Annotated in this window: 10 protein-coding genes; 6 read left to right on the top strand and 4 right to left on the bottom strand. The window is 68.5% G+C overall.

Annotation, left to right across the window (positions count from 1 at the left end; all coding sequences use genetic code 11):
* The first annotated feature begins 73 nt into the window (after window positions 1-73).
* Window positions 74-349: an EF-hand domain-containing protein gene (locus ACFO6Q_RS02340; protein ID WP_380018890.1), complete on the top strand. Its 276-nt coding sequence runs from the start codon at window positions 74-76 to the stop codon at window positions 347-349.
* 48 nt (window positions 350-397) lie between these two features.
* Here ACFO6Q_RS02340 and kbl read toward each other — a convergent pair whose 3' ends face one another.
* Window positions 398-1,588 carry a glycine C-acetyltransferase gene (gene kbl / locus ACFO6Q_RS02335; RefSeq protein WP_380018889.1) on the bottom strand — a complete coding sequence of 397 codons (1,191 nt, stop codon included), beginning with the start codon at window positions 1,586-1,588 and terminating at the stop codon, window positions 398-400.
* A 309-nt stretch (window positions 1,589-1,897) separates the two neighbouring features.
* Between kbl and ACFO6Q_RS02330 the strand changes: the two genes are divergently transcribed.
* The 3 genes from ACFO6Q_RS02330 (at window position 1,898) to ACFO6Q_RS02320 (ending at window position 6,097) form a co-directional block, all read left to right on the top strand.
* Window positions 1,898-3,238: a LysM peptidoglycan-binding domain-containing protein gene (locus ACFO6Q_RS02330; RefSeq protein WP_380018888.1), complete on the top strand. Its 1,341-nt coding sequence runs from the start codon at window positions 1,898-1,900 to the stop codon at window positions 3,236-3,238.
* A 219-nt stretch (window positions 3,239-3,457) separates the two neighbouring features.
* Window positions 3,458-3,760 carry a hypothetical protein gene (locus tag ACFO6Q_RS02325; protein WP_380018886.1) on the top strand — a complete coding sequence of 101 codons (303 nt, stop codon included), beginning with the start codon at window positions 3,458-3,460 and terminating at the stop codon, window positions 3,758-3,760.
* A gap of 99 nt (window positions 3,761-3,859) precedes the next feature.
* Entirely contained in the window at window positions 3,860-6,097 is a 2,238-nt protein-coding gene (locus ACFO6Q_RS02320; RefSeq protein WP_380018885.1) for a M3 family metallopeptidase, read from the top strand.
* A gap of 90 nt (window positions 6,098-6,187) precedes the next feature.
* On the opposite strand, the gene ACFO6Q_RS02315 is transcribed toward ACFO6Q_RS02320, so the two are convergent.
* The 3 genes from ACFO6Q_RS02315 to ACFO6Q_RS02305 form a co-directional block, all read right to left on the bottom strand.
* Window positions 6,188-7,372 (bottom strand): acyltransferase family protein, encoded by a 1,185-nt coding sequence (locus ACFO6Q_RS02315; RefSeq protein ID WP_380018884.1) that lies wholly within the window; start codon window positions 7,370-7,372, stop codon window positions 6,188-6,190.
* Window positions 7,373-7,412: 40 nt separating this feature from the next.
* A complete protein-coding gene (locus tag ACFO6Q_RS02310) occupies window positions 7,413-8,372 on the bottom strand; it encodes an acetyl-CoA carboxylase carboxyltransferase subunit alpha (RefSeq protein ID WP_380018883.1) in 960 nt (319 codons plus the stop codon).
* 157 nt (window positions 8,373-8,529) lie between these two features.
* A complete protein-coding gene (locus ACFO6Q_RS02305) occupies window positions 8,530-10,353 on the bottom strand; it encodes a hypothetical protein (protein ID WP_380018882.1) in 1,824 nt (607 codons plus the stop codon).
* Between the two features lie 319 nt (window positions 10,354-10,672).
* On the opposite strand from ACFO6Q_RS02305, the gene ACFO6Q_RS02300 reads away from it, so the two are divergent.
* Together ACFO6Q_RS02300 and ACFO6Q_RS02295 are read left to right on the top strand one after the other, a co-directional pair.
* A complete protein-coding gene (locus tag ACFO6Q_RS02300) occupies window positions 10,673-13,963 on the top strand; it encodes an nSTAND1 domain-containing NTPase (RefSeq protein ID WP_380018881.1) in 3,291 nt (1,096 codons plus the stop codon).
* A gap of 104 nt (window positions 13,964-14,067) precedes the next feature.
* Window positions 14,068-14,457: a hypothetical protein gene (locus tag ACFO6Q_RS02295; RefSeq protein WP_380018880.1), complete on the top strand. Its 390-nt coding sequence runs from the start codon at window positions 14,068-14,070 to the stop codon at window positions 14,455-14,457.
* Window positions 14,458-14,478 lie beyond the last annotated feature (21 nt).

Genomic DNA, 14,478 nt, shown 5'->3' with positions numbered 1-14,478 from the left:
GCGGCACTGCGCGTTCAGACGAGGGCAAGGCGGGCTTGCCGACCATCGCAGGCGTTCCCTCACGGAGAGCGCCATGAAGAAGACATTCCGCACGTCGCTGCTGGTCACGCTGATCGCCTGTGCTCCGGCGCTCGCGTTCGCGCAGACCGCGGTGCCTACCGCCAAGGATCCCAATCCTCCGCCGAAGGCGCCGGAATGGACCGAGTCCGACACCAATCGCGACGGCTATCTGACGAAGGAAGAACTGATTCCGTTCCCGTCCGTGCTCAAGCAGTTCGAGCAGATCGACACGGACCGCGACGGCCGCATTTCGGAAGCGGAATACCGCGACTGGTTCGAGCGCAAGTAAGCCCTCTCGACGGTCGCCGCTGCGGCGGCGGCCGTCCTCGCGCGAGCCTCAGGCGACCACGCCGAGCTTGCGCCCCACTTTGATAAACGCCTCCACCGCGCGGTCGATCTGCTCGTGCGTGTGCGCCGCGCTCATCTGCGTGCGGATGCGCGCCTGGCCCTGCGGCACGACCGGGTAGAAGAAGCCGATCACGTAGATGCCTTCCGCCAGCAGCTCCTGCGCGAAGGCTTGCGCGAGCTTGGCGTCGCCGAGCATGACCGGCGCGATCGGATGCGTGCCGGGGCGGATGTCGAAACCGGCCTCGGTCATGCGCCTGCGGAAGTACAGCGCGTTGTCGTTGACCTTGTCGCGCAGCGCCGTGCTCGACGACAGCATCTCGAACACCTTGATCGACGCCGCGACCAGCGGCGGCGGCAGCGTGTTGGAGAACAGGTACGGGCGCGAGCGCTGGCGCAGCAGGTCGATGATCGCCTGGCGCCCGGTGGTGAAGCCGCCGGAGCCGCCGCCGAGCGCCTTGCCGAGCGTGGAGGTGAACACGTCCACTTCGGCCATCACGCCGTGCAGCTCGGCCGAGCCGCGCCCGGTCGGGCCGACGAAGCCGGTCGCGTGCGAGTCGTCGACCATCAGCAGCGCGTCGTATTTCTTCTTCAGCTCGACGATGCGGTCGAGCTTGGCGATGTAGCCGTCCATCGAGAACACGCCGTCGGTGGCGATCAGGCGCGTGCGCTTGTCCTGCGTTTCCTTGAGGTGCTTTTCCAGCTCGTCGAGGTCGCCGTTGGCGTAGCGGCGGCGCTCGGCCTTGCACAGGCGGATGCCGTCGATGATCGAGGCGTGGTTGAGCGCGTCGGAGATCACCGCGTCCTGGTCCGACAGGATGGTCTCGAACAGGCCGCCGTTGGCGTCAAAGCAGCTGGTGTAGAGGATCGTGTCGTCGGTGCCGAAGAAGGTCGAGATGGTCTTCTCGAGTTGCTTGTGCAGGTCCTGCGTGCCGCAGATGAAGCGCACCGAGGCGAGGCCGAAGCCGTGCGTGTCGAGCGCTTCCTTGGCCGCCGCGATGATGTCCGGATGGTCGGCCAGGCCGAGGTAGTTGTTGGCGCAGAAGTTCAGCACCTCGCGCCCGTCGGTGGTGCGGATTTCGGCCGACTGCGGCGTGGTGATGATGCGCTCGGTCTTGTACAGGCCCTGGTCGCGGATCGAATCGAGTTCGGCTTCCAGACGGGGGCGGGCGGTGTAGTCCATGGGGATTCCGGTCGCGGAAAAGGCGAATTGTCGTCCAATCCGGGAGCTTGCTCCAGCGCGTCCGCAGGGGTTCGGTCGCCGCCGTACGGGACGCGGGGCGTTTTTCTTCGGCCGCCGGAGGCGAAGCCTTTGTGTTTTTCTCCGGCGCGATCAACCGCAAGATGGAAGTGCCGCCTTCGCGGCAATGATGGCCGTCGAGGCCGCCTCCCTAGGGCAAACCCGGATTGAAACGTCGCCGCATGGGGCATGTACTGGGTTTTCGAGTCCCGCGGAACGGGACGGAGAGCGCGTCGAGCGCGGGAGTACGGCATGTCCATCGCACCGGTATCCGCCGTCCGATACGGCAGCGACGCCCTGGCCGAACAGGGACAGATCCACGTGGCCCAGCGCGGCGATACGCTGCCGGCGATCGCCGAGAAGTTCGGCGTGTCGGCCACCGACCTGGCGGCCGCCAATCCTGCGATCGTCAATCCCGAGGTGATCTATCCGGACCAGGCCATCCGCATTCCCGCGCGAGCCGATTCCGCCCGGGTCGTCGACGCGCAGCCGTACTACCCGGAGCCGAACGATCCCGCACCTCCCGGCGTGGGAGGCGCCGCCGGCGGCGCGACGGGCAACGGCATCGGCGGTGTCGCCGGGGCGCCATCGGTTTCTCCCGGACTGGACGCGGCCAAGCAGCGCCTGCGCGACCTCGAAGCCAATCCTCCGAAGCGCGAGGATTTTCCCGGCGGAATTTTCGGCTCGTTCGCGTACGACTTCGCCAAGACGCTACATGCCGGCCAGGTGAAGACGGCCAAGCTGGAAGTGGAGTACGAGCAGTTGAAGCTCGGCGAGCCCGATCCGAGGGACTTCGTGAGCACCGATGCCTACGAGCAGGCCAAGGCCGACTACCAGGCACGGATCGCGCCGTACCAGGAGGCGCTGGGTCCGGTTCTGCTCGAGCGCTACGAGGCGAAGTCGGCGCAGGCCTCGCCGACGGCGGCGAAGATCCTGGCCGAGGCGAAGCGGCTGGGCGTGCCGGTGACGGTGCTCAGCGACGAGGAATACCAGAAGAGGTACCCCGGCACGGGCGGAGTGACCGTCGGCGATCACGTCTACCTGCCCGTGTCCTCGCTCGAAGACGGCTCGGATACGCTCGAGCACGAAGCGATGCACGCCATCCTCGGCCGCAACGGCGAGATCTTCGATACCTCCAGGCCGATCGACGAACGCGTCGACAAGGCACGGGCGCTGTTCGGGAACATGGGGCTGAATCCGGACGACGGCGAACGGCTCGCGCGCGTGACCGACGGCTGGGGCCAGAGCGAGCGCGGCGACCACGTGCAGACCTTCGTCGACAGCATCGACATCGGTCGCGAGAAGGCCGGGCTGCCGCCGCTCAGTCCGCAGCAGCGCGACGAGCTGTACTCGCTGGCGGCCATACGCGAGGCCGCGCTCGACGTGCAACGCAAGTCGCTCGACGGCATCGAATCGAAGTCGCCGGAAGAACAGAAGAAACTCCTCGCCGAGGCGGAGGAGACGTGGGCGAACACCGCGCAGGGGCGCGCGAATCCGCCGTCGGGCGACACGTTCGAAGAACGGCTCGCGAGCCTGAAGGGCATTCTCCAGCGCTGCGCCGACGAGGGGCAGTTCGCCAAGTTCAAGTCTTAGCGCGCGGGCGCGCGAGACGGGGCTTCAGGGGCGCCGTCGATCGCGATGTTCCCGGCGGGCCAGCCTGCCGGGGACATCGCGATCCGGTCGTCAGTCGCCTTGCGCATTGCGTGCGGCGCGCGTTGCTCCTTGCGCGTTGCAGCGCGGAGTGCGCCCGCCGGTCCGATGCCGTAGGCTGCCGCGACGGCGGCGTGCCGTGTCCGCAAGGGGAGGGGCGACGTGATCATCAAGCGCATCGGCGTGCTCAAGGCCGGCATCGTGCAGAGCTGCGTCATGGCTCTTTTCGGGCTGCTGATCGGCCTTTGCTTCCTGTTATTCGGCACCGTGCTCGGCGGCCTGTTCGGCGCGGTCAGCGACCACGCCGGCGCCGGCCTCGGCTTCGGCCTGCTCGGCGGCATCGGCATGGTGATCTTCCTGCCGATCACGTACGCGGTCGTCGGCTTCGTCGCAGGGGCGATCGGAGCGGCCGTCTACAATCTCGTGGCCGGTTTCGTCGGCGGCATCGAGATCGAGGTCGAATAGACGGTGCAGGCCGCCGGGCGGCGGCCATGCCTTTCGTCAGGGGTTGCACCGGGCTGCTTTTGGTAGTCTCGGGAGTCCTTTACGTTCAGGTACCGACCGATGAAGCATCCTCTCGCTCTGGCGCTGACCGCGGCGCTGTCCACCCTGGCGCTCGGCGCCTGCACGGCGCCGACCAAGCCCGACGCCGGTTCGCGCGCCGCCACGGCCAGCTCCGCCAGCGAGGCGACCAATCCGCTGTTCGCGCCCAGTCCGCTGCCGCTGCAGTACCCGCCGTTCGACAAGGTCAAGGACAGCGACTTCGCGCCGGCCTTCGACCGCGGCATGGCCGAGCAGCTGAAGGAGGTCGAGGCGATCGCGAACGATCCGGCCGCGCCGACGTTCGACAACACGATCGTGGCGATGGAGAGGAGCGGCCAGCTGCTCGATCGCGCCACCACGCTGTTCTACAGCCTGGTCGGCGCCGACACCAACGACGCGCGCAAGAAGATCCAGGCCGACTACGCGGCGAAGATGAGCGCGCACCAGGACGCGATCCAGCTCGATCCGAAGCTGTTCGCGCGCATCCAGTCGCTGTACGAGCAGCGCAGCAGCCTGGGCCTCGACGCCGAGGGCGTGCGCCTGGTCGAGCGCTACCACGACGATTTCGTGCGCGCCGGCGCCAAGCTGTCCGATGCCGACAAGGGGCGCCTGAAGGAGATCAACGGCGAACTCGCCACGCTGGCGACCAAGTTCAGCCAGAACGTGCTGGCCGAGGTGAACGACTCGGCGATCGTCGTCGACACCAGGGAAGAACTCGACGGCCTCTCCGACGAGGCGGTCGCCGCGGCGGCCGAAGCGGCCAAGACGCGCAAGCTCGACGGCAAGTACGTGCTCGCGCTGCAGAACACCACCGGCCAGCCGCCGGAAGCGTTCCTGACCAACCGCGCGCTGCGCCAGCGCCTGCACGAAGCCTCGATCGTGCGCGGCAGCCGCGGCAACGCGTACGACAATACCGCGATCGTTTCGCAGATCATGAAGCTGCGCGTCGAGCGCGCGAAGATGCTCGGCTATCCGACCTACGCCGCCTACAGCCTGGCCAACCAGACCGCGAAGACGCCCGAAGCGGTCAATTCGATGCTCGGCAAGCTGGCGCCGCCGGCGGTCGCCAACGCCAGGCGCGAAGCGGCCGAGCTGCAGGCGGTGATCGACAGTGAGCAGAAGGCCAAGGGACAGCCGAGTTTCAAGCTCGAACCCTGGGACTGGGCGTTCTATTCGGAGAAGGTGCGGCAGAAGAAGTACGCCTTCGACGAATCGCAGATCAAGCCGTACCTGGAGATGAAGAACGTGCTGGAGAACGGCGTGTTCTATGCCGCCGGCCAGCTCTACGGCCTGAAGTTCAAGCAGCGCACGGACCTGCCCGTGTATCAGCCCGACGTGCTCACCTACGACGTCTTCAACGAGGACGGCTCGCAGCTGGCGATCTTCATCGCCGACATGTACGCGCGCCCGTCCAAGCGCGGCGGCGCCTGGATGAATGCCTACGTGCAGCAGAACACGCTGTTCGGCACGCTGCCGGTGGTCGCCAATCACCTCAACATTCCCAAGCCCTCGGCCGGCAAGCCGACCCTGCTGACCTGGGACGAGACGCGCACGATGTTCCACGAGTTCGGCCATGCGCTGCACGGCATGTTCTCGAACGTGAAGTACCCGTACTTCGCCGGCACCAGCGTGCCGCGCGACTTCGTCGAGTTCCCCTCGCAGGTCAACGAGATGTGGGCCGACTGGCCGAGCGTGCTGGCCAACTACGCCAAGGACTACCGCAGCGGCGCGCCGATGCCCAAGGAACTGCTCGACAAGGTGATGGCCGCGGCGCAGTTCAACGAAGGCTTCCGCACGACCGAATACCTGGGCGCGGCGATGCTCGACCAGAACTGGCACCAGATCGGCAGCGCCGATGCGGTGCCGGCCGCCGGCGGCGTGATGGCGTTCGAGGCGGCCGCGCTGAAGAAGGACGGCGTCGACTACGCGCCGGTGCCGCCGCGCTACCGCACGCCGTACTTCAGCCACATCATGGGCGGCTACGCGGCCGGCTACTACGCCTACATCTGGTCCGAGGTGCTCGATGCGAACACCGTGCAGTGGATCCAGCAGAATGGCGGCCTGACGCGCGCCAACGGCGACCGTTTCCGCCAGACCCTGCTCTCGCGCGGCGGCAGCAAGGACGCGCTGCAGCTGTTCCGCGACTTCACCGGCCACGATCCGCAGATCGAGCCGCTGCTCGAGCGCCGCGGCCTGACCGCGGCGCCGGCGCAGAAGTCCAAGGCGACGAAGAAGCCGGGCAAGAACCGCAAGAAGTAGTCCGCTCGCGCAGCACGACGACGAAGCCGCCCGGAGCGATCCGGGCGGCTTCGTGCGTTTCGGGCCTTGCCTCGCGCGGGTGCGTCGCGCTCAGGCCTGTGGAGCCGCGGCGGGTTCGGTGGCGGGTGCGGTCTTTGCGCCGCGGCGGTGTCCCAGGCGCAGCATCGGACGTTCGACGAGGCGATAGGACAGTTCGGCGACCAGGACGGTCGCCAGCAGCAGGATCGGCAGCGACCACGGCAGGCGATAACCCTCGATGCGGTCGAAGACGCCGGCCGCCGTCAGCCACTCCAGGATCGGCGGGTGCCAGAGGTAGACGCCGAAGCTGATGACGCCCAGGCGCCGCAGCGGCCGGTTGGCGAGCAGGACGCGCGCGATGCCGCTGCCGGCGGCCGCCGCGAACAGCATCAGCGCCACCGCGGCGCCGGTCGCGCCGTGCCACACGTAGAGCAGCCAGCTGCCCTGCCAGTACGCCTCGAAGCCGAGCTGCATCAGCACGAGCATCAGCACCACGCCGGCCACGCCGGCCAGGAACAGCGCGTCGCTGACGCGGCGATGCGGCAGGTTTCCGGCGACGGTCATGCGCGCGTACGCGTACGCGGCGAGCATGCCGAAGACGAACTGGTCGAGGCGGCCGGGCATCTGCTCGAGCACGAGCACCTTGCTCATCGTCTCGGCGGCCGGATCGAACATCAGGTGCCGGTACAGCTGCGTCTCGACGATCGCCAGCAGTGCCAGCAGCACCCACCAGCGCGGGCGCAGCAGCAGGGCCAGCAGCGGCAGCACCAGATAGAAGCAGAACTCGATCGGCAAGGTGTAGGCGACGCCGTTGATCGGCGCGACGCCGGAGCTGCCGAAGTTGAACCAGAGCAGGAGATTGCCGATCAGGCGCCGCGCGTCGGGCCACACGCCGATGCCGAACGCGCCGGCCAGCAGCAGGAGCACCGCCAGTTGCGCGTAGTAGGCCGGAAAGACGCGCAGGATGCGGCGCACCCAGTAGGTTCCCAGCGACGGACGCGGCGCCAGGCCCATCTGCCACTGCACGAAGGGCAGGGTGAGCAGGAACGCCGACAGCGTGAAGAACACGTCCACGCCGGTCCAGCCGCCGGAGAACGCGATGGTCAGGTTCAGCGCGTACGGGCCGCTGCCGATCTCGATGACGCGCGGCGTCGCGTTGGCCCAGGCGTGGTAGAGCAGCACCCAGAACGCCGCCAGGCCGCGCAGGCCGGTCAGCGACGGGATCTCGCGGGTCAGCGTCTGGCGGAGAGTGGACATGCGGCGCGGGGCGCGCTGCCGGCGACGCCGGCGTGCGCGCTCAGGTCTCGAGGAAGGCGCCGTGCCGGCGCAGGCGGGCGTAGCGCTGCTCCAGCAGCGTCTTCTCGTCGAGCGCTTCCAGCTCGTCGAGCTGGTTCAGCAGCACGGCCTTGAGGCGGATCGCCATCGCCTTCGGATTGCGGTGCGCGCCGCCGAGCGGCTCGCGCACGATCTTGTCGACCAGGCCCTGCTCCTTCAGCCGCGGCGCGGTCAGGCCGAGCGCCTCGGCGGCGTCCTTCGCCCGGTCGGCGGTCTTCCACAGGATCGACGCGCAGCCTTCCGGCGTGATGACCGAATAGGTGCTGTATTCGAGCATGTTGGTGACGTCGCCGACGCCGATCGCGAGCGCGCCGCCCGAGCCGCCTTCGCCGATCACCGTGCACACGATCGGCACGCGCAGGTCGGACATCTCCAGCAGGTTGCGCGCGATCGCCTCGCTCTGGCCGCGCTCCTCGGCGCCGACGCCGGGATAGGCGCCGGGCGTGTCGATGAAGGTGAGGATCGGCACGCGGAAGCGTTCGGCCAGCTGCATCAGGCGCAGCGCCTTGCGGTAGCCCTCCGGTCGCGGCATGCCGAAGTTGCGCCGGATCTTGGATTTCGTGTCGCGGCCCTTCTGATGGCCGATCACCATCACGCTGCGGCCGTTGATGCGCGCGAGGCCGCCGACGATCGCCGCGTCGTCGGCGTAGGCGCGGTCGCCGGCCAGCTCGTGGAACTCCTCGCAGATCACGCCGAGGTAGTCGAGCGTGTAGGGGCGCGCCGGATGCCGCGCCACCTGCGCGACCTGCCACGGCGTGAGGTTGCGGAAGATCTCGGCGGTCTTGGTCTTCAGCTTGCCCTGCAGCGTGGCGATTTCTTCCTCGATGTTGATCGCCTGGCCGTGGCTGGCATGGCGCAGCTCCTGGAGCTTGGCGTCCAGGTCGGCGATCGGCTGTTCGAAATCGAGGAAATTGGGATTCATTCGCTACAGCGCCCGCGAGCGCGCCCGGTCTCCATCGAGGGAGGCCGGGCGAAGCCAAAGAGGCGGAGTATAGCGGCTCGGCCCCGGGCGGTCAGTCCTCCGGCGGGGACGACGGCGCGGCGTGCGCCGCGCCGTCGTCCGCCCATTGGGCCGCCGACTACTGGTCGGTGAAGCGCGCGGCGCCGGTGATGTGGCTGATGCCGACGAAGCGCAGGTAGCGCAGGTCGACCGGCTGGCTGGTGAGCGCGTTCACCGCGCGCAGCCGGTACAGCTTGCCGGTGTTGGGTCCGCCGTTGACGAGGTTCAGCGGCGGCAGCACGCTGATCGCGAAGTTGCCGGCGGGAAACGTCTGCATGTCCGCGTCCGGCGCGTTCAGCGCTTCGGCGCCGGGATAGGCCTCCTCGCTGACGCGGATCTTGCGCAGCGAGGTGAGCAGCTGCGGCGCCTTCGGCGCGTACCAGTGCGCGCCGAGCGCCTCGGCCTGCGCCTGGGTCACGTTGCGCGCGACCAGATCGCCTTCGCCGCCGGCGAACGTGTAGGCATCGCCGACCGGTTCGGCGTAAGCGCCTCCCTGTTCGACGGCGTTGTCCGCCGGCATGCGCGCGATGCTGACGCCGAGGATCAGCGGTGCATCGGAGGTCGTGGTGCCGCTGAAGGTCTGCCCCTGGCTGCTCGCCGTCCAGCCGGCACTTTCGCTGCCGCCTTCGGCGGAGATCGTGAACGGGCCGATGCGCAGGCCGGTGGCCACCTTGAACTTCTCGTAGAAGCTCTGGTACGTGGCCTTGCTGGTGCGGATCGTGAAGTTCGGCTTGTAGCCGACGTACATGCCGGTCTTGAGCGCGTTGAAGAATCCGTTCTTGCCGAACACCGCCTGCGTGCCGTCGCCGCCGTCGGCGCTGTAGCCGCGCACGAACGGGCCGTTCGCCTTGCTGCGCACGAACGCGCCGTTGTACCAGTCCGACGGCTGGATCTGGATCAGGTCGAGTGCCTCGAACTCGAGCGAGACTTCCAGCTCGTTGTCCGACTCGAACTCGGTGACGCGCTCCCACTTGCCGCTGACCTGCACTTCCCAGAACAGCTTGGGGATCGAGACGGCGCCGCCGGCCCAGGTCTTGGAGTAGTCGTAGGCCTGGTCGCGCGCGGTGAAGCCCATCGTGCCGCCGGCGGGGCCGGTGCCGGCCTTGACGGCGTCGACCCACGCGCTGGCGCTCTGCGCGATGTGGAAGTTCGGCACCAGCGGCGCCTTGCTCAGGCCCGGATCGTTGAGGCGCGCGTAGAAGTCCTGGTTGGCGAACTGCTTCTGCGCGTCGCCGAGCCCGGGCGTGTTGGCCTGGTCCACCAGCGCGTCGTAGTTGAGCTGCGCCTGGGCGGCCTTCTTGTACGCGGCGTCCAGCTGGATGGACCAGCCGCGCCCGCTCGTGGTGCCGAGCCAGGCGGTGAAGCTCGGCTTGTTGTCGACCACGTCCGGATCGTCGGCATAGGCCTGGCGCGCCTGGTTGTTGACCGTGGTGTAGCCGTTGGTGGCCGTGGTCAGCGCGTCGGCGGCCTGGCGCAGCTGGTCGCGCAGCTTCGGATCGTCGGTCGCCGCCGGGATCACGTTGAGGAATTCCTGGTAGGCCATGTTCACGCGGTCGGCGCTGGAGGCGTACATGCCGATCGCGCTCCACTGCGGCGCGGCCGAGCAGAAGTCGTACTGCGCGGCGCCGATGTAGCCGACGTTCTGCGTGGCCCAGGTCCAGGGCGTGAACGGATAGACCAGCTGGAAGTTGCTCGGACTGGCGCCCAGGCTGTTGATCAGGGCGCCGTACAGCAGTCCCCAGGGCTTCTGGTCGAAGTCGATCGCGGTCGAGCGGTCGGCTTCGCGCAACGTGTCCAGCATGGCGCGGTCGCGCGCGCCGCTGCGGAACAGCGAATGTTCGGCGATCTCGCGCATGGCGGGATCGTAGGATTTGGCGACGGCGTTGGATGTTTTGGCGGACATGATCGCTACCTCGTCGAAGGATGGAATCGTGGGTTGGGCAACCGGCCGATGCGGCGAGCGGTTGCGGGGCGAACGGTGTCCGAACCGGCCGCGGCGAACCTTACGGAAACCCTACGATTCCTATCGGGCTTTGCGATCAAGCGGATACGCGCGAACCCTGGACGACGGGAACGGCGTCGGGTGGGCGCGCGCCGTCGGCGCCGCGCACGCAAACTGCGCGCCCGATCACGAAACCCGGCATTCCAGTGCCGTGGCGGTGCTTCTATCGTGTGAGTTCCGACACGATCCGGCCCGGCCAGCCGTCATGCCCGCAACGGACTTGCGACTGCCTCCTGCCACCGCCTTCCATTTCGGCGACTGGTTCGTGATGCCCGCGCGCAACCAGCTGCGCCGCGGCAGCGAGATGCGCACGCTCGAACCGCGCACGATGTCGGTGCTGCAGTACCTCGGGCGCCGCGCCGGCGAGGTCGTCAGCAGCGACGACATGCTGCGCGCCTGCTGGGCCGGCACGTTCTACGGCGACAGTCCGGTGCACAAGACCGTGGCGGTGCTGCGCCGAGCGCTGGGCGACAGCGTGGCGCAGCCCGCCTACATCGAGACCATCCGCAAGCGCGGCTACCGCGTGCGCGTGCCGGTGGTGTTCAACGACGACGCGCCGTCCGATCCGCCGGCGGGCTGGGCCGGCACCTGTCCGTTCCCCGGCCTGGCCGCGTTCACGGCGAAGGACAGCGCCGTCTACTTCGGCCGCTCGCACGCGGTGGCCCGGCTGCTGGAGGCGACGACGGCGCAGCTGCAGGCCGCGCTGCACTTCGTCCTGCTGGTCGGCACCAGCGGCAGCGGCAAGAGTTCGCTGCTGCAGGCCGGGCTGCTGCCGCTGCTGCAGCAGCCGGGCGGCAGCTCGGGCTGGCAGGTGGTGGCGGTGGCGCATTTCCGTCCGGTCGCCACCGAGCCCTCGCTCGCGCGGCTGGCCGACGCCCTGCTGCAATGGCGCATCGGCGAGCGGCCGGTCTACCTGCCGGCCGAGCGCGGTGGCCTGGCGGAAACGCTGGGCAGCGTCCCGGGCACCATCGTCTGGCGGCTCGAGGACGCGTTCGAGCGCGCGCGCGCCTCGTTCAAGAGCGGCGTGCGACCGCTCGCGGTGCTGGTGGTAGACCCGCTCGAGGCCCTGCTCGACGAACGCGCGGACGCCGCCGCGACCTTCGAGGCGATCGACGCTCTCGCGCGCATGGAGCAGGTGCTGGTGCTCGGCGCCTGTCGCAGCGATGCGTTTCCGCGCCTGCTGCAGGTGCTCAACGCGCAGGCGCTGGTCGGGGAGGGCGCGCATTTCGACGTGTTCGCGCCGACGCGCGGCGAGCTGGCGGAGGTGATCCGCCGCCCGGCGCTCGCCGCCGGGCTGGGCTTCGGCAGCGACGCGGCCACGCGCCAGCGCCTGGACGATGCGCTGCTCGCCGATGCGGCCGGCGAATCCGGCGCGTTGCCGCTGCTGCAGCACGCGCTGCGCGAGCTGTACGAACACCGCCCGGACGGCGGCAGGACGCTGTCCTTCGACGCCTACCTGCGCATGGGGCGCCTGACCGGCGCGCTGGCGCAGAGAGCCGAGGCCGCGCTCGCGTCCGCCGACGCAGAAGCGCGGTCGCGGCTCGCGCGCGTGTTCGAGCGCATGATCGCCACGCCCGACGAATCCGACGCACAGCCGATCGGCCGCCCGTTGTGGATCGACACGCTGCACGACGCGGCCGCCGAACGCCTGCTGCAGGCACTGGTCGACGCGCGGCTTTTCACCAGCGAGCTGCTGGACAATCGCGCAGCCGTGCAGGCCGCGCACGATGCGCTGTGGACGGCGTGGCCGCGCGCGCAGGAATGGATCGCCTCCAATCGCCAGCTGCTGCGCGCGCGTGCGCGCCTGGCGCAGCTCGCCGCGCGCTGGCAGGCCGAGGCGCGCAGCGCCGATTTCCTGATCCCGCCCGGCGCCGCGCTGCACGAGGCGCAGCACGTGCTCGACGCGATGCCGGCACGGCTGGACGAGGCGGAGGTCGCCATCGTGCAGGCCTCGCAGCGGCGCGAGCGCCGCCGCGAGCGCCGGCGCCGGCTGTCGTTCGCCGCGATGACCGCGCTGGCCGCCGTCGCCGTCCTCGCCGCGGCGTCGGCCTGGCGCTCGAAGGCGGTGGCCGAACGCGAGCGCGCCGGCGCCGAGAGCCTGGCCGGCTACATGCTCGGCGAGGCGACGACGCGGCTGCGCGCCCTCGGCCGCCTGGACATCCTCGACGGCATCGCCGGCTCGGCGTTGACCTACCTGGATTCCTCGTCCGCCGGATCGTTCGATGCGGACCGCGTCGCCCTGCGCGCCGAAGGACTGCTGCAGATCGGCGAGATCCGCCTGGTCAAGGGCGATGCCGCATCGGCGCACGACGCCTTCGTCCGCGCGGCCGATTCCGTGCGCACGGCCGCGTCGCGCGCGCCTTCTGACCCGGCGCTGCTGCGCGTCGCCGGCAAGGCCAGCTACTGGCTCGGCTACGAAGCGTTCCAGCGCCGCGACTACGCGCTCGCGCAGACGCAATGGCAGTCGTATCGCGAAAGCGCGCAGCGCCTGTTCGACCTGCGGCCGGACGATCCGGAGGCGTGGAAGGAGCTGGGTTACGCGTACAACAACCTCGGCACGCTGGCGTATCGGCGCGGGGAGCTGGATGCAGCGGAGCAGGCGTTCGAGCGTGCCATCGAGTTGAAGCGCCGTGCGCTGACACACGGTGGCGAAGACGCAGAGGCGTTGCTCGATCTTTCCAACAGCTTGTCGTGGTCGGCCAATGTGGAGGACGCGCGAGGTAAGCTGCAGGCTACGCGCGACCTTCACGCGCAATCGCTCGAAATGCTCGCAAAGGCTCGGAAGCTGCGCGAGGACGATTCCGGAATCGCCCGCCGGCAAGTCGTGGCTCTGTTTCAGATGTCTCGAGCGTCTCTGGCGACCGGTGATCTCGCCGCAGCCCGCGCAGCCAATGCGGAGGCACAGACCACGATGGAGCGGCTGGCGCGGCTCGAGCCGGCGAATCTGCAATGGCAACGCGATCTCGCCTACGCCTACGCGCAAGCGGTCACGCTGGGCCTGCTCGAACCCGGCGCGGATGACATGGAAAGACTCAACGAGGCGGCCGTAGCCATTCTGTCGCGGCTGGTGGATCAACAACCCACGAATGCCGACTGGGCCCGGCAATACGGCCTGGTCCTGATGCAGCGTGGTGCCCTGGCTTTGCGCGAGCGCCGCACTGCGGTGGCGAAGAAGGCATTTGCCTCCGCCATGGAGTGCCTCGACACACTTCTGCGAAAGCACCCCGACGATGTTTCCAGCCGCGTGCTCGCCGCGCGTACACGGTTGCTCGAGGCGGGCATTGCATCCGATCCTGCGCAAGCGCGGCGGAGCGTTGATGAAGCCGTTTCGATGCTGGAGTCGGCTGCATCCGGCTCGCACGATCGATCCGTGCTCGACCCTTGGGTCAGGGCTCTTGCTGCTTCCGGTCGCACTGTCGAGTTGCAGCCCGCGCTGCGCGAATTGCAGGCGATGGGATATCGTCCGCCGGGATTCGTCGACTACTACGATCGCTACTTGTCGGAGCATTGAATGGGACGCTTCGCCGACCGCGGATATCCATTGCGATCCGGGCACGGGGGCATTGCCTGCCGTGTCCTTATTGAGGAAAACGTTTGCCAACAGGGAGACTAGCCATGAGTGTGCGTGGAAAAGGCATCACCGACTACGTCGTATCCGTCGACGTGCAGGACACCCCGGCGGGCGATGGCAATGCCGTGGGTGGAAAGTATCGATACGCTTTCAGTCCGGATATCGCGATCATCACGAAATCGCCGACACGCTTGGTGTATCAGATGACGGCGGCGACGAAGAAATCTCTATCGTTCAATGCGCTCTACAGCAATGATGGTCGCTATCAGCTAGCTCGGCCCGAGTTGTCACCTGATGGTCGCTCGATCTCGGTTCTCAACGCCAATACGCAGCGTTTGCTGATCAACATCATGCTGCAGATTTCGGACAGCGTTGCCCAGAATCTGGTTCACGTGGACCCGGAGGTCCTCAATGAACCCGAGCTTCCGGACTGAAATCAGTCGGCAGATGCCTCG

Origin of the sequence: Dokdonella ginsengisoli (assembly GCF_042652785.1) — a bacterium.
GTDB classification, from domain to species: Bacteria; Pseudomonadota; Gammaproteobacteria; order Xanthomonadales; family Rhodanobacteraceae; genus Dokdonella_A; species Dokdonella_A ginsengisoli.
Note: the sequence above shows the minus strand (reverse complement) of the source record. Positions and strands in the feature narration are given on the sequence as shown.